Annotated in this window: 16 protein-coding genes; 3 read left to right on the plus strand and 13 right to left on the minus strand. The window is 64.8% G+C overall.

From position 1 onward, the window contains the following. Nucleotides 1–7: 7 nt before the first annotated feature. The 11 genes from DJ029_RS08870 to DJ029_RS08920 form a co-directional block, all read right to left on the minus strand. Nucleotides 8–1,081, minus strand: coding sequence for an ABC transporter ATP-binding protein (locus tag DJ029_RS08870; protein ID WP_112322078.1), 1,074 nt, complete (start codon nt 1,079–1,081; stop codon nt 8–10). Continuing rightward, nucleotides 1,078–3,294 carry an ABC transporter permease gene (locus DJ029_RS08875; RefSeq protein WP_112322079.1) on the minus strand — a complete coding sequence of 739 codons (2,217 nt, stop codon included), beginning with the start codon at nt 3,292–3,294 and terminating at the stop codon, nt 1,078–1,080. The genes DJ029_RS08870 and DJ029_RS08875 overlap by 4 nt, the downstream gene beginning before the upstream one ends. After that, complete coding sequence (locus DJ029_RS08880; protein ID WP_112322080.1) at nt 3,295–4,320, minus strand: ABC transporter substrate-binding protein; 1,026 nt, start codon at nt 4,318–4,320, stop codon at nt 3,295–3,297. It abuts the gene before it with no gap. Nucleotides 4,321–4,533: 213 nt separating this feature from the next. Then, nucleotides 4,534–5,964: a mannose-1-phosphate guanylyltransferase/mannose-6-phosphate isomerase gene (locus DJ029_RS08885; RefSeq protein ID WP_112322081.1), complete on the minus strand. Its 1,431-nt coding sequence runs from the start codon at nt 5,962–5,964 to the stop codon at nt 4,534–4,536. Between the two features lie 36 nt (nt 5,965–6,000). After that, entirely contained in the window at nt 6,001–7,272 is a 1,272-nt protein-coding gene (locus DJ029_RS08890; protein ID WP_112322082.1) for an NAD(P)H-dependent oxidoreductase, read from the minus strand. Further along, nucleotides 7,269–7,811: a dTDP-4-dehydrorhamnose 3,5-epimerase family protein gene (locus DJ029_RS08895; protein WP_112322083.1), complete on the minus strand. Its 543-nt coding sequence runs from the start codon at nt 7,809–7,811 to the stop codon at nt 7,269–7,271. Before DJ029_RS08895 ends, DJ029_RS08890 begins: the two co-directional genes overlap by 4 nt. A 19-nt stretch (nt 7,812–7,830) precedes the next feature. Beyond that, a complete protein-coding gene (locus tag DJ029_RS08900; RefSeq protein ID WP_232823025.1) occupies nt 7,831–8,859 on the minus strand; it encodes a GHMP family kinase ATP-binding protein in 1,029 nt (342 codons plus the stop codon). Then, entirely contained in the window at nt 8,852–9,340 is a 489-nt protein-coding gene (locus tag DJ029_RS08905) for a dTDP-4-dehydrorhamnose 3,5-epimerase family protein (protein ID WP_198671103.1), read from the minus strand. Before DJ029_RS08905 ends, DJ029_RS08900 begins: the two co-directional genes overlap by 8 nt. 3 nt (nt 9,341–9,343) lie before the next feature. After that, the gene (locus DJ029_RS08910; RefSeq protein ID WP_112322084.1) at nt 9,344–10,378 is read right to left on the minus strand and encodes an NAD-dependent epimerase/dehydratase family protein; all 1,035 of its coding nucleotides are present in this window, start codon (nt 10,376–10,378) and stop codon (nt 9,344–9,346) included. Next, nucleotides 10,371–11,591 carry an HAD-IIIA family hydrolase gene (locus DJ029_RS08915; protein WP_198671104.1) on the minus strand — a complete coding sequence of 407 codons (1,221 nt, stop codon included), beginning with the start codon at nt 11,589–11,591 and terminating at the stop codon, nt 10,371–10,373. Before DJ029_RS08915 ends, DJ029_RS08910 begins: the two co-directional genes overlap by 8 nt. Continuing rightward, on the minus strand, nt 11,588–12,175 hold the full coding sequence (locus DJ029_RS08920) for a D-sedoheptulose-7-phosphate isomerase (protein WP_157966323.1): 588 nt from the start codon (nt 12,173–12,175) through the stop codon (nt 11,588–11,590). The genes DJ029_RS08915 and DJ029_RS08920 overlap by 4 nt, the downstream gene beginning before the upstream one ends. 855 nt (nt 12,176–13,030) lie before the next feature. On the opposite strand from DJ029_RS08920, the gene DJ029_RS08925 reads away from it, so the two are divergent. The 3 genes from DJ029_RS08925 (at nt 13,031) to DJ029_RS08935 (ending at nt 16,521) form a co-directional block, all read left to right on the plus strand. Further along, nucleotides 13,031–13,693, plus strand: coding sequence for an RraA family protein (locus tag DJ029_RS08925; RefSeq protein ID WP_157966324.1), 663 nt, complete (start codon nt 13,031–13,033; stop codon nt 13,691–13,693). Nucleotides 13,694–13,779: 86 nt separating this feature from the next. Next, nucleotides 13,780–14,838, plus strand: a complete 1,059-nt coding sequence (locus DJ029_RS08930) for an Ldh family oxidoreductase (RefSeq protein ID WP_112322088.1) — start codon at nt 13,780–13,782, stop codon at nt 14,836–14,838. Nucleotides 14,839–14,877: 39 nt separating this feature from the next. Next, the gene (locus DJ029_RS08935; RefSeq protein ID WP_157966325.1) at nt 14,878–16,521 is read left to right on the plus strand and encodes a hypothetical protein; all 1,644 of its coding nucleotides are present in this window, start codon (nt 14,878–14,880) and stop codon (nt 16,519–16,521) included. A 55-nt stretch (nt 16,522–16,576) separates the two neighbouring features. Here DJ029_RS08935 and DJ029_RS08940 read toward each other — a convergent pair whose 3' ends face one another. After that, nucleotides 16,577–18,100, minus strand: coding sequence for a glucosamine inositolphosphorylceramide transferase family protein (locus DJ029_RS08940; protein ID WP_112322090.1), 1,524 nt, complete (start codon nt 18,098–18,100; stop codon nt 16,577–16,579). A 76-nt stretch (nt 18,101–18,176) separates the two neighbouring features. Next, complete coding sequence (locus DJ029_RS08945; RefSeq protein ID WP_112322091.1) at nt 18,177–18,860, minus strand: phytanoyl-CoA dioxygenase family protein; 684 nt, start codon at nt 18,858–18,860, stop codon at nt 18,177–18,179. Nucleotides 18,861–19,184 lie beyond the last annotated feature (324 nt).

Below are 19,184 nucleotides of genomic sequence, written 5' to 3' on the forward strand. Positions count from 1 at the left end.
CAAGGCCCTATTCCACGGGCAGAAGCACGGGCCCATTCTTTGCGAAGGCAAGGCGGACGTCGCTGCCGACCTCGAGCGGGGTGTCCACATCGTCCTGCACGGCGAACACCTGCCCGAAGCCGCCCTCCAGCGTATATTCCATCCGGACCCCGACATAGGTCGCCTTGGCGACGCGGGCCGGGGCGCCGTGATCCTCGCTGATGACAAGCCGCGAGGGGCGCACCGCCAGGATCGCCGGGCCGACCGCCAGCCCGCGCGACGGCAGGCTGTGGCTGTGGCCCTCGATCTCGATTGTGGCGGTGTCGCCCTCCACGCTGGTGATCTGGCAGGGGATCAGGTTCGCCTCTCCGATGAAGTCGGCCACGAAGGTATCGACCGGCTCGTCATAAAGCGAACGCGGCGAGCCGATCTGCGCGATGGAGGCGTTGCGCATCACCACGATCTCGTCCGAGACGGCAAGCGCCTCTTCCTGGTCGTGGGTCACGTAGACCACCGTCAGCCCCAGGTCCTGCTGGATGGCGCGGATATCCTCGCGCACCTGGCGGCGCAGCTTCGCGTCGAGGTTGGACAGCGGCTCGTCGAACAACAGCACTTGCGGTTCGAGCGCCAGCGCGCGCGCCACGGCGACGCGTTGCTGCTGGCCGCCCGAAAGCTCGCTCGGCAGACGATCATTGTAGCCCTTTAGCCCCACCAGCTCCAACCCCTGGATGGCGCGGGCGCGGGCCTCCGCCTTGTCGAAACCGGAGAATTTCAGCCCGTACATCACGTTTTCCAGCACGCTCATGTGCGGAAACAGCGCATAGGACTGAAAGACCATGGACACGTCCCGATCCGTCGCCGGCAGCGTGGTCACGTCCCGATCCCCGATCAGAATGCGGCCCGTAGTGGCCATTTCCAGCCCCGCGATCATCCTGAGGGTCGTCGTCTTGCCGCAGCCCGACGGGCCGAGCAGCGTCACCAGCTTGCCCGCTTCGACGTGAAGGTCGATCTTGTCGACCGCGACCACGTGTTTGCCATAGACCTTCGAGACGCCTTCGAAGCGGACCGGCGCGGCCTTGCTGCCGAGGAGTTTTTCGCTCATTTGGATGTCTCCGTTCCGAGTTGCGTCCTACGCCCGATCTGCACCCGCCCGACGAGCAGTTGCAGCATCCCCACCGCGACGAGCATCACGAAGATGAGCGTGGTGGAGTAGGCGATGGCGAGGCCGTAGTCGTTATTCTCGACCCGGCCGATGATGTAGCTGGTGGCCATGTCGTATTCCGCCGAGACAAGGAAGATCACTGCGGAAATGGCGGTCATCGCCCGCACGAAGCTGTAGACCAGCGCCGCAAGGATGGCCGGGCGCAGCAATGGCAGGATCACGTTGCGGAACGTTTGCCAGGAGTTCGCCCCAAGCGTCAGCGAGGATTCGTCGAGCGACTTGTCCAGCTGGCTCATCGAGGCGATGCCCGCCCGCACGCCCACGGGCATGTTGCGGAAGATGAAGCTGACCACCAGGATGATGCCCGTTCCCGTGATCTCGATCGGGGGAACGTTGAAGGCCAGGATGTAGCTGACCCCGATCACCGTGCCGGGAATGGCAAAGCTGAGCATGGTGCCGAACTCGAAGCTGTTCTTGCCCGCGAAGTTCTGGCGCGTCAGAAGGTAGGCAGTGACCAGCCCCACCGCCGCTGTCAGCGGCGCGGCAATGGCGGCGATGGTGATCGTCGTCCAGAAACTGTCCCAGGCGGCGCCAGTCCAGCGAATGCCCTCGTCCTCCAGGCGGAAGGAAAAGGCGGTGACGTAGTGCTTCAGCGTCAGCGAGTTGTCGACGCCCCACAGCTCCACGATGCTGCCGTAGATGATCATGCCATAGACGACCGCCGTGAACAGCGCCCAGCCGATGGCGATGGCCAGCACCGGGATGGCAAGGCCCGCGGGCATCAGCGGATGCACCCCGGAATCGCCCTTGCCCGACACGGTGGTGTAGCTTTTCTTGCCGAGCCACGCGCGCTGCGCGTAGAAGGCGGAAAGGGTGAAGAACAGCAGCACCATGGCCAGGACCGCGGCGCGCCCCTGATCGTATTGCGCGCCGACGATGGCGAAGAAGATCTCGGTCGACAGCACATCGAAGTTGCCGCCCAGCACCAGCGGGTTGCCGAAATCGGCCATGCTCTCGATGAAGCCCAGCAGGAAGGCGTTCGCCAGCCCGGGCCGCATCAGCGGTAGGGAAACCGTGCGGAAGGTCTGCCAGCGGTTCGCGCGAAGGGTCTGCGCGGCCTCCTCCATCGAAGGCGAGACGCCCTCGACCACGCCGATCAGGACGAGGAAGGCAATCGGCGTGAAGGCAAGCGTCTGGGCGATCAGAATACCGGGCATCCCGTACAGCCAGCGGGTCGGCTGCACGCCGAACATGTCGGCGAAAAACACGGTGACCGAGCCCGACAACCCGAACAGCAGGATCAGCGCCAGCCCGATCACGAAGGGCGGGGTGATGATCGGCAGCACCGTCAGCGCCCGCATCCCCCGCTTGAAGCGGAAGCCCGAGCGCGTCACGACCAGCGCGAAGGCCAGTCCCAGCACGGTGGTGATCAGCCCGACCAGAACGGCGAGGAACAGCGAGTTCCAGGCCGCGCCGCAGCGCGCGCCGAAGAAGCAGCCCAGCCCCCAGAGCCGGTCGTCGAAGAATTTCGCGGCGAAGACGGAAATCGAATAGGCGCCGTCCTCGGTGACGAAGGCGGCGAACAGCATCTTGGCGATGGGAAAGAAGACGAAGGCGGTGACGATCACGATGATGCCGCCGATGGCGCTGACGACGAACACGTCGCCGTTGACCGCGCCGCGCGCCGCGATGCCCTGGGTCAGCAGGAACAGGAAGGCCGCCGCCGCGATCATGGCGCCGTAGCCCATGCCGTACTGCCGGTCCCCGAGTTCGCCGAACAGCGCCTCCAGCCACTCGTAGGAGAAGCCGCGAATACCGATGCCGAAGCCCTGCGCGATCAGCCAGCCGAAGCCGAGCACCCCGGACAGGATCAGCAGTTGCGCATAGCGCGGGTCCGACTTGACGCGCCCAAGGGCGAAAAGCGGCAACGCCAGCGGGATCAGCAGCGGGGCGAGCCAGAGTTTTTCTCCCTGGCCGATCAGGAAGGCGGCGGGGGCGAAATCCTCGTCGAAGGGGTATCCCTCGAGCAGCCAGACAAAGGAAAAGAGGCCGTCTTCCACCCCGTACCAGGGCAGAACACAGTAACCGAGCCACCCGGCAACGATCCAGAAGATCAGTACCGGGTGGGTCGTTTTTGCAGAGTCGTTACGCACTTACTGAGGCAGGACCGAGACTTCTTCGTCCCACTTCTGCAGCAGGCGCTTGCGCTCGTCGGACGAGCCGTACTTCTTGAAGTCGTAGTCGATCAGCTTGATCGTGCTCATGTCCGGCGCCGAGGGCGAGGTTTCCGCGCCCTTGTTGGACGGCACCTGGAAGGCGTTGACCTGAAGCGCCAGGTTCTGCGCATCGGTGCTCAGCGCCCAGTCATAGAACTGCTTTGCCTCGTCCATGTTGCGCGCGCCGTCGATGATCGACATGGAGCCGATCTCGTAGCCCGTGCCTTCGCAGGGGGCCACGACCTTGATCGGGAAGCCGGCCACCGCCTGCGCCACCGCGTCATGCATGAAGACGATGCCGACGGTGTTCTCGCCGCGTCCCGCCGCCTTGATCGGGGCAGAGCCGGACTTGGTGTACTGGTTGATGTTGGCGTGAAGGCCCTTCATGAACTCGAAGCCTTCATCCTCGCCGAAGATCTGTACCATGGAGGCCAGCGTCGTGTAGGCGGTGCCCGAGGAGTTCGGGTTCGCCATCTGCACGTGGCCCTTGAACTCGGGCTTCAGCAGGTCCTTCCAGCAGCTCGGCTCTGGCAGGCCGTTCGCTTCGAGCAGCTCGGTGTTGTAGCCGTAGCCGAGTGCGCCGGAATAGATGCCGATGGTGCGGTTGCCCGCGCTTTCGGCCTGGGAAATCGCCCAGTCGTGCAGCTGCTCGCGCATGGGCGAGATATATTCCGCCGTCAGCCCTTCCTCGGCCGCCTGAAGATGCGGATCGCCGGTGCCGCCCCACCACACGTCGCCCCGCGGGTTCGCGGATTCGGCGCGGACCTGGGCGAAGGTCTCGCCCGAGGATTTGCGCGTCATGTTCACGTCGATCCCGGTCGCGTCCTCGAAGCTGCGCGCCATCAGCTGGCACCAGTCCTCCTGCGCGCTGCAATAGAGTGTCAGCTTGTCGGCATGCGCCATGGTTGCGCTGGCCGCAAAGGCGATGAGCGAGCCGGCAAATGTTACCGTTAACTTTTTCATGATTTTTCCCCTCCCTGGGCAGTCCTGTGTCATGTGGCCGGTTGGTTCCGGTCTTGTCCCGATTTGATCGGGCGGGCGCCATCTGCGGCGCCGCCAAGATTATATTGTTGCAAGCAATTTATCCAAAAAGAAAGCAGGAAAGTAAAAAAATCCGGCCGCCGCCCCGCGCGCGACGGTCAGGGTCAGCCCGGCAGGGGGGCCCCGCGTCCCGGTCTAGAGGCGCTGGTACTTGTCCTCGTAGCGGGTGATGTCATCCTCACCGAGGTAGGTGCCGGTTTGCACCTCGATCAGGACCAGGGGGACCTTGCCGGGGTTTTCCATCCGGTGCACCGCGCCAAGGGGGATGTAGGCGGACTGGTTCTCGCCCACGAGGCGCACGTCGTCGTCGATGGTGACCTTCGCGGTGCCCTGCACCACGATCCAGTGTTCCGAGCGGTGCACGTGGCTTTGCAGCGACAGCGTCGCGCCGGGATCGACCACGATGCGCTTGACCTGGAAGCGATCGCCCACCACCAGGCTTTCGTACCAGCCCCAGGGGCGGTAGTCGCGCGGCAGCTGTTCGGCCTGCGGCGCGCCGCGCTGTTTCAGGCGGGTGACCACCTCTTTCACGTCCTGGCCGCGGGTGCGGTCCGCGATCAGCACCGCGTCTTTCATCGCGATGGCGATTATGTTCTCCAGCCCCAGCGCCACAAGCTCCAGCTCGTCGGATTCCGAGCGCAGCAGGCTGTTCCTGCAGCCGATCGCGGTCACCGGCCCGCCCGTGGCGACGCCGTCCGCGTTCCGCTCGGATTCCTGCCAGACCGCGTCCCAACTGCCGAGGTCGGCCCAGCCGGCGGACAGGGCGCAGGCGACGATGTTGTCGGCGCGCTCCATGATCGCGTAGTCGATGGACTTTGCGGGCACCTCGGACCAGGGATCGGCGGCGAGGCGGATGAAGTCGAGGTCCGGCGCCGCTTCGTAGACCGCGCGGCTGACCGGTTCGATATACTCGGGGGCATGGGTGCTGAAGGCTTCGATCAGGGTTTCGGCCCGCGCAAGGAACATGCCGGAATTCCAGAGGTAGGCGCCATCGGCCAGCATCGCCTCGGCCGCGGCGCGGTCGGGTTTCTCGACGAAACGCTTGACGGGCAGCGGGGGGCCGCCCGTGTCGGTGCCGGACAGTTCCAGGTAGCCGTACCCTGTTTCGGCCCTGGCAGGGGTTACCCCGAAGGTCACGATCCTGCCGTCCTGTGCTGCCGCGATGCCCCGCGCGACGGCGACATGAAACGCCGCAGTGTCCCGGATCAGGTGATCGGACGGCGCGAGCAGCATCAGCGCGTTCGGGTCCTGCTCCATGATGCGGAACGCCGCCGCAAGGGCCGCGGGCGCGGTGTTGCGCGCGGCGGGCTCCACGATGACGAGCGGGTCCTTCAGCCCCATGCTTTCCGTCAGCGCGGTGACGATGAAGCGGAAGGGTTCGCTGGTGATCACCAGCGGCGGGGCGAAACCGGGCTTGTCGAAGCGCTGCAACGTCTGTTCCAGCAGGCTGCCCTTGCCGATCAGGCTGGCGAATTGCTTGGGGTAGGATTTGCGCGACGTGGGCCACAGCCGCGTGCCGCTGCCCCCGCACATGATGACGGGGACGATTTTCGGTGTCTCTGGCATCCTGTTCATCCCTTGTTTCGCGCGCCCGGGGCTGGCTCAGCCCATCTGTTCGCGGCGCAACTGATCGGCCAGCCGGTCGGGCGGCAGTTCGATATCGTCGTAGGTCAGGGCCCTGTCCTTGGGCACGTCGCGTTTCAGGCGGCACCCCTCGGCCAGGCCCATGGGCAGCAGCCCTTCCGCCTTGACGGTGTCCGCATTCTCGCAAACGCCGTAGGTCATGTACCAGCCGATCCCGTCCAGCGTATCCCCGGCATTCAGGTCCTGCTTGGCCACGGCGATCACGTCGACCACATGGCCCGCATCCGGCGCGCAGGTCGCGTCGTTGAACAGGGCCGCGCGCGCCACGGTCGTCGGCGCTTCCAGGTGGCACAGGTGATAGGGCGTGTAAAAGGTATAGAACGGCCCGTCCCCCAGCTTGTAGAGGCTGAGCCAGTGGGTCTGCATCTCCCGTTCCTCGTGCCCGATGCAAAAGACACCGGGCGCGGGTTCGGCCCCGACGATGTAGTCGACGATGCCCATGTCCTTCATCTGGTCCGCCGGGTAGTGGCCGACCGCGTCGTTCACATGGTCGCAATAGGGGCCGTAGAGCCCGCGTTTGCCCGCGCGCAGGCCGGTGGCGTTGGCGACCAGCGTCATCTCGAACGACATCTTGGTGCCATCCGCGAAAGAGGTCGCCATATGCGGCGTGATCCCCGTGCGGCGCGAAAAATCCTGCTGCGTGGTCGGGTTGCGGTAGGCGTCGTGCAGCCCCTTCATGTTGCCGAGGCAGACGGGTTTCACGCCCAGCCCCTCAACGAAGCGGTAGAGGTTCATCATCACCCCGGGCTGGTCGCCGTCGCTGTCGGTAATCAGCACCCCGGCGGCATCGGCGCGTTTCTTCAGCACCGGGCCGATGGTGCCCTGCACCTCTGCGTTCATGGTGACGATCATCTTGCCATGGGCGATGGCGTCCAGGATCACGCGGGCCGCGTAGTCGATCGAGCCGGTGACCTCATGCACCACGTCCACGCCCTCGCTGGCGCAGACCAGGGCGGGGTCGGTGGTGATCGCCGCCGCGCCCTCGGCCATGGCGGCGGCCATGCCTTCGGGGGTATCGACTTCGAGCACCTTTGTCACGCCGGCATCCGCAAACGCCTTGCGGGCGTTTTCGATGCTGCGGTTTGCGATGGCGACCACGGTCATGCCCGGTGTGCAGCGCTCGATCTGGTAGGCGATGGCACGGCCCATAGCGCCCGCGCCGATCATGCCGACGCGGATCGGGGTTCCCTCGGCTTCCCGGCGCTTGAGGGCGGTATCCACGATGATCATTTCAGAACCTCCGGGTTGAAGTCGGGCCAACTGGCGTCTTTTTCCGAGATCACCGTCGGCGGCATCGGCCAGTCGATGGCGAACAGCGGGTCGTCATGGCGGAAGCCGTCGCCGTGATCGGGCGAGTAGGGGGCGCTGACCTGGTAGGTCAGCTCGGTATCGTCCTCCAACGTCTGGAACCCCTGGCCGAAACAGGCGGGGACGAACAGCATCGTGCCGGTATCGGCGCGCAGCTCCACGCTGGTCCATTGCAGGAAGGTGGGCGAGGCGGGGCGCAGGTCGACGATCACGTCGTACATCGCGCCGCGCGTGACGCGGAACAGCTTCGTTTCCTCGAACGGTTTGTGCTGGAAATGCAGGCCGCGCAGGGTGCCCCTGGTCTTGTTCGCAATGACGTTGACCTGCGCCAGGTCGGTGGGCAGTCCGGCTTCGCGGAATTCGCGCGCGCACCAGACGCGGGCGTTGTAGCCGCGGTCGTCGGCGATCCGTTCCTGCTCGACCAGGTAGGCGCCTTCCAGGGGCAGCGGTGTGAACTTCATGGGGCTGCTCCTTTGCCGCTCAGGGGCCGAAACTGGACAACACGCGGGAGCCTTGCGGCTCGAAGTTCACGCGCATCTCGATCAGTCTGGACAGGGCGTTGCGCACCGCGTCATGGCGCTCGGGCGGGGCGAGGAACATCAGGAAGCCGCCCGCGCCCGCGCCGCACAGCTTGCCGCCGTAAGCGCCCGCGTCACGCCCGGCCTTGTAGGCCTGGTCGATCCCGGAATTGGTGATGGTGCTCGCCAGCCCGCGTTTCAGGTGCCAGGCGGTGTCCAGCATCGCGCCGCAATCGGCGACGTTCATCGCGCCTTCGGCAAAGCCGCGGTGGATGTCCAGCGCCTGGTCGCGCATCGCACTCAGCTGGTCCATCTTGCTGGCGGTGTTCTTGCTCTGCTCGCTCAGCACGGCCGAGGTGTCGCGCTGGTGGCCGGTCCAGAACATCAGCATGCTGTCGAAGAACTCGCGCATGGTCCCGGTGCCGTCGACGGTCAGGTGTTCGACCGTCACCCCTTCGTCCGGCTTGAAGGTGAACAGGTTCATGCCCCCGAAGGCGGCCGCGTACTGGTCCTGCTTGCCGATGGGCTCGCCCAGGACCTCGATCTCGATATGGCAGGCCTCGTCCGCCAGCTGCCCCGGCGAGGCGCGCTCCCCCTTGTAGGCGTGCAGTGCGTTCAGCAACCCCACCGCGAAGGAACTGGATCCGCCCAGCCCGGTCGAGGCGGGGACGTCCCCCACGGTCGAGATGTAGATCGGCGCATCCACGTTCAGGAACTTCAGGCATTCGCGCGCGATGTTGTTCTTGATCTCGTCGATCGTGTTCACCTGTTCCGAGATCGAGTAGTTGATGCGGATCGGCTCGAAGAACAACTCGCTGTGGCGCTTCACGGTGACATAGACGTAGCGGTTGATCGTGGCCGACAGCACCGCGCCCGGCGTATTGCGGTAGAACACGCCCAGGTCCGTACCGCCGCCGAAAAAGCCCACGCGCAGCGGCGTGCGCGTGACGATCATGTCGCCGCCGGACAGGTCGACGTTGCCGTTATCCATGCTGCAACCCCCAGTCATAGGGGATTTCGTCGGTGAAGGGCGGCTTGCGCAGCATTTCGTCAGGGTCGTGCGGGTGGGTGGCGCAGTTGGCCAGGATCACCTGCTTGTCGCCGTACGCCTTGTAGCCGTTGGCGATGCCCGGCGGGATCTGCACCAGCACGTGGTTGTCATCGCCGAGGAACACCTCAAGCAGGTTGCCCTTCGTGGGGCTGCCGGGGCGGATGTCGTACATCACCAGCTTCGCGAGGCCCGACAGCACGACGTTGTTCACAGTCATCCATTGGTGGATGTGCCAGGCCTTCACCGCCCCTGGCCACGCGGTGGAGAAATAGATCTCTCCGAATTCGATGAACTCCTCGTCGGTGGCTTTGAGCATGTGCATGATCTTGCCGCGCTCATCGACGATCTGCTTCTTCGGCACGATCTTCACGCCGGAGATGTTGGGTTTTTGGATCGGCATGGATTGATTGATCGAGGGCATGGGTCAGGTCCACCTCAGGTTGCGGTCGAGTTTGTTTTCGTCCAGCAGATGGTTCAGCCATTTCAGGCGCGTGAAATGCTTGCCGCTGTACTGTTCGGCGGTCAGACCCACCTTTTCGAAGGTGTCCGACAGGTCCTGCGCGCCGGTGCGCGCCGTCCATTTCCATTCGAAGTCCGGGAAGGTGCGGGCGAACTTCGCGAAAGAGGCCTTGTAGGTGCGCTGATCGGCGCTGGGCTCGTTCAGCACCTCCAGCGTGGCGCCGGGCACCGCGTCCACCGCCATTTGCGCCAGCTCGATCACCTGGTGGTTCAGGTGGTCCGCGCCGTTGTTGAACGCCTGGTTGTGAATGTCCTGGCGCGGGGCGTCCATGATGTTCATGAACGAGCGGCAGACATCCTCCACGTGTAGGACGGGGCGCCATGGTTTGCCGTCCGACAGCACCTTGACCGTGCCCGAGGTATAGGCAGCGCCGACAAGGTTGTTGAGCACGGTGTCAAAGCGCATCCGCGGCGACACGCCGTAGATGGTGCCGTTGCGGATATAGACGGGCGAGAAGCTGTCGCTCGCCATCGTGGTCAGCTCCGCCTCGGATTTCACTTTCGAGCGGGCGTACTCTGTCTGCGGATCGAGCGGCGACGTCTCGTCCACCACGCCGCCATCGGACATGCCGTACATGATGCAGGAGGAGGAAAAGAGGAACCGCCCGACGCCCGCCTCGCGGGCCAGTTCGGCCAGGCGGACGGTGGCGTCGTGGTTGATGTCGGTGGTCCAGCCCTCGTCGATGTTGCCGATGGGATCGTTCGACAGCGCCGCCAGGTGAATGACCGTATCGAAGCCTTTCAGGTCGGCCGGGGCCACGTCGCGAATGTCCTTTTGCAGTTCCGGCAGTGTCGTGCCGTCCGGCACCAGGGTGCAGTCGGAAAAGTAGCCGGTGTCATATCCAACGACGTCATGGCCTGCGTTCACCAGGATCGGCGCCATGACGGACCCGATATAGCCTTTGTGTCCTGTCAGCAGGATGCGGTGGGGATCACTCACGATAGTCTCCTGAACCATTTATGCGGGGAAGTGTATTGACGATGTCGAGAAGCGAGCGCGTGGGCGTCACCTGCTCGAACGGGGTGCCGGCGGCGGCGGCTGCCTCGGCATCGCGGGGGTCGTCGCCGATGAACAGGGTGTGGCTGAGGTCCAGGTGGTGATCCCGCTGCGCGTCGTGGAACATGCCCGCCTTCGGCTTGCGGCAGGCGCAGTCGTCGTCCCAGTGATGCGGGCAGTGATAGATCGCCTCGATCGGGCCCCCGGCGGCGGCGGCATCGGCCTTTAGCTTTGCGTGGATCGCGGCCAGCTGTCCTTCGGTCATCACGCCGCGCCCGATCCCGGCCTGGTTCGAGATCACGATGATCCGGTAGCCCGCAGCGCCCAGCTTGCCCATCGCCTCCAGCGCGCCGGGCAGGTAGTCCAGCGCCTCGGGGCTGGTCACGTATTCGCCGCGCGGGGCCTTGGCGTTGATGGTGCCGTCCCGGTCAAGAAGGATCGTGGGTTGGCGGGCGAAGAAGGTGTCGGTGATCGGCAGACGCTCAAGGTTGCCGACGCTGTAATAGCGATGCTCGGACCAGTAAGCGCCAAGCGTGCCGCGCTCGGCCAGCGCAGGGTACACGGCCTGCTCGAACAGCTCCTGGTGGTCGGGCAGAAGGGGCAGCACGACGTCCTTTCGCAGGATCGCGTATGAAATCTCGATCCCTTCAAGCCCCGGCGTGGTGCGGCCGCGGTCAAAGACGCTGACCATCCCGTCCTTCACGATCACGCTGTCCTTGGAGAACTTGTCCCGGTTGGCATAGATCGTGACCTGCCCCTCCGCGCCGGAGGCTTCGAACTGCGACCACATCCGATCGAAATCCATCGGCCAGTAATTGTCGCAATACATCAGCAGGAAAGTGTCCTCGATCCGAGCGGCGGCGTGCTGCACGCGATAGGCGGTCAGGTCGTCGGGGTCGGTCACGTCATAGCTGATCTCCACCCCCAGGGCCGAGCCGTCGCCGAAGTGGTCCATGATGACCTCTGGCAGGTAGCCGAGCAGCATCAGCACCCGTTCAAACCCCTGATCGCGAAGCATCTCCACGATGTATTCGAGGAACGGTTTGCCGTGGAATTCCACCATCGGCTTCGGGCGCGTCAAAGTAACAGGCTGAAGGCGCGTGCCGCGCCCGCCTGCCAGAATGACCGCCTGACGCGGTCTTTGAAGTCGGGTCATGACGTCGAGCGCACCGTGGGTCGGTCGGCCATCAGGCATTCCTTGATCAGGTCGACAACCAGCGAATGCGCGGTTTCAACCGGGCCATACGCCCCCGAGGGGGACGGCAGCCAGATGCTCAGGTCCACCAGTTCGCGCAGCTTGCCGCCAGTGAAACCGGTGATGCCCAAGGTCGTCACCCCCTGCGCCTTGGCCATTTCCACCGCCTGGACAAGGTTGCCCGAATTGCCGCTGGCGGAAATCACGATCAGCATGTCATCGGGGCCGAGGAAGTTTTCCATCTGCCCCGCAAAGATCCGCTCGTACCCTTCGTCGTTTCCCAGGGCCGTCAACCAGGAGACGTTGTCGCTGAGCGACAGCGCCTTGATCGGCGGCATTCCCGAAGATTTCGTTGCCTTGGCAAGGTCATTCGCAAGATGTGTGGCAGTCGACGCGCTGCCGCCGTTCCCTGCGATGTAGACCAGCCCCCCGTTATCCCGCGTGTGACGCAGCGCATTTGCCGCGAGATCAATCTCCTCGGGGCGGATTTTTGTCAGAAGATCCGAGAACAATTGCATATACCCGCCGACGATGTCGTTCGCCATCGATGAGCCGGGTAACACTCTGGAATGGGCCACCATTCTCTACACTCCTACACAGAACAAAACAAAAACAACATACTGCAAATCGGCTGGATTCGGAAACTTTATTCCCAATCAATGATACAAATATCACAAAGGGTTTTTTACATTCCAATTTGAGTATCAAATACTTCAGCGTTTTCAAACGTTAACATTGCCTTGTTTGCCGGGGGTGGTTTGATGACTCGCCGGGCCGGTCCGGAAAATCGGGGCGGAATCCGGTGAAAACGGGCGGGGGCGCCGCCTAACACATTCAAAATAACACATTTATTGTGATTCTTTCCTAGTACGGGTTTCGGCGCTGTTCCCTTGATCCCCAGCGCTCGAGTCTCGACGTGCCCGTTGCCGTTTTCTTGCGCCGCAAACCAAAGCCTTGGCGCTGATGTGCCGGGCAGGGTTGTGGCGAGCGCCGCTGCGCGGGCGCGCGCGGCGAATACTTGCCTTCGTGCTCAGGTTGTCTGCAAGGGTTTCGGGGCGGACCCGGCAGGCGCCCGGTCCCTAACATATTCAGGAAGTAGAATTCAGCCATTCGCGCACAATAATCGGCCTCGGAAATATTAGATGTGATCAGGATTGCGCGAATCGATTTGTTATCATGCGCGAAGATCATACAACGGGTATTTGGTCAATGATGCTCGACACCTCTGTAGGGCAATTTCAACTTAGCGGGATTCTGATTCCCGTGTTATCGTCAACTTTGGGTAAGCGCCGGATTCCGATGTAGTTTGTTCTTTGCCCTCGGACGGCGTTGTAATTGTGTGAGGGGTTCCGATGGGTCAAAAGCCGAAGTCAGCCGATATTTCGCCGGGTCCGGGTTTCATGATCAGGCGCACGGCCCCGCGGCCGGATCCCGATGTCGTGGACGGGCTCAGGGAGTTCTGTTCCGCCGATATCTCGGACATGCTGAACCGGATGTACACGATGGGGTCGAACATTCGGAACCTGATCAACAACCAGCGGCTGGTGGGACCCGCATGCACGGTAAAGGTGTATCCGGGCGACAACCTGATGGTGCATCGCGTGCTGGATATAGCGAAGCCCGGCGATGTAGTGGTGGTGGATTGCTGCGGCAACGACAGCCACGCGGTGATGGGTGACCTCGTCTCGGCCAAGGCGAAGCATCGCGGGATCGCGGGTTTCGTGATCGACGGGCTGATCCGCGACCAGGACGACATGAAGGAAATCGACCTGCCGGTCTATGCCCGCGGGGTGACGCCGCTGGGCCCGCTGCACCGTGGCCCGGGGGAGATCAACTACGCCGTCAGTTGCGGCGGGGTCGTGGTCAATCCCGGCGATATCGTCGTCGCGGACACCGATGGCGTCGTCGTCGTGCGCCATGAATACGCTGCCGAGCTGCTGGAGCGTCAGCGGCAGAACAAGGAGCGGATGGAGAAATACGTTGCCGACGTGCGCCGCGGGGTCTTCTCCAACGACTGGGTGACCGACGCGCTGGCAGAGGCGGGTTGCCTGGAAAATGACTGACCCGCTTGCCAGGGGAATGCCGTGGCCCCCGCGCCCGCCGCGCCGCTTTTGTCACGCGCAACGCCGACGGACCCGGTCGGGGTGACATGACGACCGCGCGCTACACGCAGAAGGATCTTGCCGGGTTCGTGACCGATGTGCTGGTCGCCCTGGGCAACCCTGTTGAAATGGCCAGGATCAACGCGGACGTGTTGGTCTGGTCCGACCTCGTGGGCCGCCACAACCACGGGGTCATCCGGCTCCCGGCGCTGGTCGCGCGGGTCCGAAAGGGCCTGATCGACCTCGGCGCGGAGCCGGAGTTGACCGCGCTGTCGCCGGGCACGGAAAGGATCGATGCCCGCCACGGGCTCGGGCAATATGCCGGGCACCTCGGCGCGGCGCGGGCCATTGCCCTGGCGCGCGACACCGGGATCGGGGCGGTGGGGGTCTGCAACAGCAACTATTACGGCATCGGGGCCTGTTACCTGCACCAGATGGCGCTTGAGGGGATGATCGGCGTGGCGCTCAGCAGTTCCGCGCCCAAGGTCGCGGCGCATCGGGGGCGCGATCCGGTGATGGGGACCAATCCGCTGGCCTTCGGCGTGCCGATGCCCGACGAGCGGACGCTGATGGTCGACATGTCCACCGCCGGGCTGGCGGGCTCGACCGTGCGCGAACACGCGGAAAAGGGCTGGCCGCTGCCCGAAGGGTTCCTGATCGACAAGACGGGCGCGCCGGTCACCGACCCGGCACTGGCGTCCAAGGCCACGCTGCTGCCCGCGGCGGGGGCCAAGGGCTTCGGACTGGGGCTGATGGTGGAGGTGCTGTCGGGTGTGCTGACGGGCGGGGCGATCTCGCACCAGGTGCTGTCGATCTATAACGACTTCAGCGGCCCGGCGCGCAGCGGCCACTTCTTCGTCGCGCTGGATGTGCGCCGCTGGATGCCGATGGAGGACTTCCACGACCGGATGCGCTTCCTTACCGGCGTGATCGCGGCGGCGGGGGGTGATACCCGGCTGCCGGGCGAAAGCCGCTGGCGTGCCGCCGAGGAAAACACCCGGGCCGGCATTCCCGTGGCTGGCGACGTGATGGAGCGGCTGCGGGACCATGCGTCCGACCTTGGCGTGGCACTGCCGCCGCCGCGCGCGGTGGCGGGCGTGGACTAGGCCCGGGGAAATTCAAACAACGGTTTCAGGATGATATTCATGATGTCGAGATGTATCCGAATGCTTGCCGCGGCCCTTGCCGTTTCCGCCTGGGCCGGGGCGGCCACCGGCGCTGACGACCGCTTCAAGATCCACGTCCAGATGCACTTCGCGCAGGGCTGGAGCACGAGCCTGATGGCCCCCGCGCGGGAGCTTGGCGTGACCGAGTTCCGCGACGGCGTTTACTGGAACAAGATCGAATCCACGCGCGGCAGCTACGACTTCGCCAGCGTGGCCGCGTATTTCCTGGCCGCGGCGCGCAACGGCATGAAGCCGCTGCCCGTCTTCGCGACGCCCAATCCCGTCTATGACGACAGCAACACCCCCTATACCGACGAGGGGCGCCAGGCCTACGCGCGCTTCGTCGGCAAGACGCTGGAGGCCTATCCCGACCTGATCACGCGCTTCGAGCTGGGCAACGAGTTCAACGCGCCAAACTTCCTGAAGGGCCCGTTCGAGGATGATCCGGCAGGCTATTTCGCCAAGCTCGCCGCCGAAGTGAAGGCCGAGGTGGAGCGTGTCGCCCCGGAGGTGGAGATGATCTGCACCGGCGCGCATTCGGTCGCCCTCGGCTATTTCCGCAAGCTGTTCGAGGCGGGCGCGCTGGAGCATTGCGACGCAATATCGCTGCATCCCTACCGCGACTTCCCCGAGTTCGTCGATCGCGAGCTTACCCGCCTGCGCGAACTGATGCGCGAATTCGGGGGCGAGGTGCCGATCTACGTCACCGAGTTCGGCAAATGGTTCGACGATCCCGCCGAGGCGCCGGACTACCTGGCCAAGATGGCGGCGCTGCTCGGGGCGTCGGACGTCAAGGCGGCGTGGTGGTACGCCTACCGGGAACAGGAATGGTATCCCAACATGGGCCTGGTCCGCATGGACGGCTCGGAGATGCCCGCCGCCGCGACCTACCGCTTCCTGGCCAAGCAGCTTCTGCCCCTTGGCCGCCCGGTCCGGCTGAGTGACGATCCGATCGACCAGGTCTACGGCTTCGGCACCGACGGGCGCGCGATCATCGCCTGGGGCGGCTCCGGCCCGGTGGAGGTCAGCGGCGAGGATCTGCGCTACTTCGATACCTCGGGGCGGGAAATCGATCCCGTGACGGAGTTGAGCGATGCGCCCTTCGTCGTCATGGGGCGCGACCTGTCGCTGGAGGTCAAGCGGCCCAGGATGGCCTTCGACAGCCTGTACCAGTTCGATGCGGGCCCCTGGAGCTACCACGTGCAGAAAGGCGACGGCGACTTCCTGGGGATGGACTACGTGGACACCAACTGGACCAGCTATATCGGCAACAGGTTCCTGTTCCCGGTGCAGGTCCGCGTGGACACGATCATCGGCGCGGCTTTCGGCGGTGTCCCGCACTGGACGACCGAGCGGTTCACCGCGCCGGCGGATGGCGTCTACGACATCTCGGCGGAATGGAGCAACGCCAAGGACGACCGGGAAGGCGCGCGGATCCGTCTCAGGCTGAACGGGGCCGTGGTGGCCAGCGGCGTGGTTGGAAAGGCAAGCTGGGAAATGCCGCCGCTGACCCTGGACATGAAGGCGGGGGATACGCTGGACTTCGGTGTCGGGCCGAACGCGGACAACGTGTACCAGGTGCTGGATCGCCGGATCACGATCCTCGGCCCGCCGCCGACCTGATCCCGCGCGGGCACCGGGTGGGGTGGGTCAGCCCGCCAGTCCCCCGTGGGGCGGGTCAGCCCGCCCAGTGCCCCCGTCCGTCGCGCGCGTCGATCACCCAGGTCTGCCCGGCGGCATCGAAGTGATGGCAGCCGATCAGCCCGGGGCGGAAGTCGGGGGCGATGGTCCGGGCCAGCCGTTCCTCGTAGCCGGTTTCGTCCAGCCGCGTGATCTCCATGAAGTTCAGCCCCCAGCCATAGACGCCATGGGTGTTGTTCTGCGAGGGGCGCAGCACCCTGTTCCCGTCGCGGAACACCCGCCCCCCGCCACGCGCGGTGCGCGACCCAACGACAACCGGGTTCAGCGGGTGCGGGCGAAGCCCGCTCAGGTCGGGCCCCGTCACGCTGTAGAGGTTCAGCTCGCTCGACAGGTCCCCGAAGCTGCCGTCGGTCACATTGGTGAACAGCCACCAGGCGCCGTCCTGCTCGAACAGCACGCTGTCGGCGGCGGGCACCCCCTTCAGCGCGGTGGCGTGTAGGGTCCAGCCGGTCGGAAACTCCGTGGCGCGCCAGACCTCGACCTGCCCGGCCTGGTGGGTTTCGGGCAGCATGAAGATCTCGCCTTCGTGGGAAAAGACCTGCGGATAGCTCAGGTGGTAGGGGCGTCGCAGGGCAGGGCGGACATCGACCAACGCGCCGTCCACCAGCCTGCCAGCGCTGATGTGGCCCCGGCCCGTGGCGTAGTCGTAATCCTCGAAGAACAGGAACAATTCGTCATCATGCCGGTAGAGGAAGGGGTCAGCCCAGTAGTGGTTGCCATCGGGGCGGATCAGGCTGCCGGTGGCGGGATCGAAGTCCCGCCAGCCGCCTGTGCCCGTCATCAGGCACCACTGCCCGGGCCGTCGGCCTGCTTTGGACAAAAGCCGTGTCGCGACGCGGGCGGACAGCTCACCCGCGGCGCGGCGCAGGTAGGGGGCCAGCGGCGGCGTGCCGTCCTGCTGGGCGGGCGGCGGCCCGGTATCGGGCAGATCCGCGCCATTGGCGGCCCGCGCAAGCTGCTGGCGGAGCAGGGCGACCAGCTTTTCCCGCATGAAGGCGGCCTGGCGGGCTGCGAGGAACTTCGTCGTGAACTCAGCCTGCGCCAGCGTTCGCGGGGCTGGGATCGGACCGCAAAACCTAAGCACCCGCAGCACGGTCGAGGGCGCGCCGCGCAAGGTGGCGGCGATCCCTGCTGACCCGGCGAAGCCCTCAAGCCGCCAGAGCCCCAGCCGCGCGGTATCCGCATGCGCCAGCGCTGCCGGATCCCCGCTGAAGTCGATCACGATATCGGGGGTTGGTGCGGCGGGCTGGCCCGCCGGTGCAAGGTCTGCCATCAGTTGCGCCCCGCCGGTGGCGCTGGCTTGGGCGGCCCTGGCGAAGACCTTGGCTTCCAGTTGAAGGTAGCGCGCCGCTGCCCCCGTCCTGGCGGGCGGGGGCGCGGCGCGGAAAAGGGCCGCGACGGCGTAGCGTTCATCCGCTTGCAGATGCTCCACGCAGGTCATGGCGGCGGCAGCGGCGGGGCCAGTTTCGGGCAGGATCGCGTGGAGCGTCAGCTTCCTCATGGCCGCCGTACCCCACCCCGCCGGGGCTTCGGCCCAGTCGTTGCGCTGCGCCGGACCCCCGCGCAGCGCCTGGGGATCAGGCCCCCGCCTCGGCCAGTTCCGCGAAGACATTCTCTCCCAGCGGGTCGTTCCCGGTCTCGTTGCACTTGATGTAGAGCACCGCCGTGCCCGCGCCGCGCAGGCGTTCATGCCAGAGCGAGGAGCCGTGGAAGATCACGATATCCCCGACCTTTTCGTTCAGCATGATGCAATTCTCGTTCTCGTAGATCTGCGCCAGATCGGGGCGGTCGCGCTCCGTCAGGAAGACCGCCCGGTCCTCGGTGTTGGGGCCGGGGTCGAGGTCGGGGAAAATGCAAACGGTGGACCCCTCCGGCAGGTGGACCGGAAAGCCGATCGAGTAGTGCGAGGCCGAGCGGTCCTTGTGTGGCGCGGGGTAGGGGTTCGCGTTGTCGTCATAGACCTTCAGGTGCCGCTCAGAGATGGTGATCTTGTCGACCTCCATCCCCGTCAGGCGCGCCAGCCCGGCCCGGAGTTCCAGCGCCTCTTCCCGTGAGGGGAATTCGAAGACGAACTGCCGCTTCTTTCCCTTGATCTTCCAGTCCTCGGATTCATTCGTCGCTTCGCGCATCATCCGTGCGAAGAAGGATTTGAGGTACTCAACGAATTCATCGCCCAGGATGTCCTTGAGGTGCGCATAGCCTTTGGTGTTGAGTTCATCATGGTAGTCGGCCGGATCGCGTTTGTAGACCTGCATCGCCATGTGTTTACCTCTTCAAACTGAATGACTGTTTACCGAGGGAAAGCATAACCCGTTATCCTGATTCGCTCCAACGCCTACAGGCGTCCAAAATACTTTGTGGAGGCGAAGTTTTCGGGGTGATTTAGGGGAATCTGCGGGATTGGAATCGCCCGGTACCACACATCTTCTCATTCAATATGTAATATATATCAACTTTGACTAAATAATTCGAAGGTCCCGAAGGACCCCGGCGACTTGGGTGACGGGATCGGCCATAAGCACCCGGCAAAGGTTTCAGGGCCGTGTATGGCTTGGCTTTTCGGGCTGTATTCGGGGCGGTCGCCG

The sequence above is a fragment of the Oceanibium sediminis genome (genome assembly GCF_003265325.1).
GTDB lineage: Bacteria > Pseudomonadota > Alphaproteobacteria > Rhodobacterales > Rhodobacteraceae > Halovulum > Halovulum sediminis.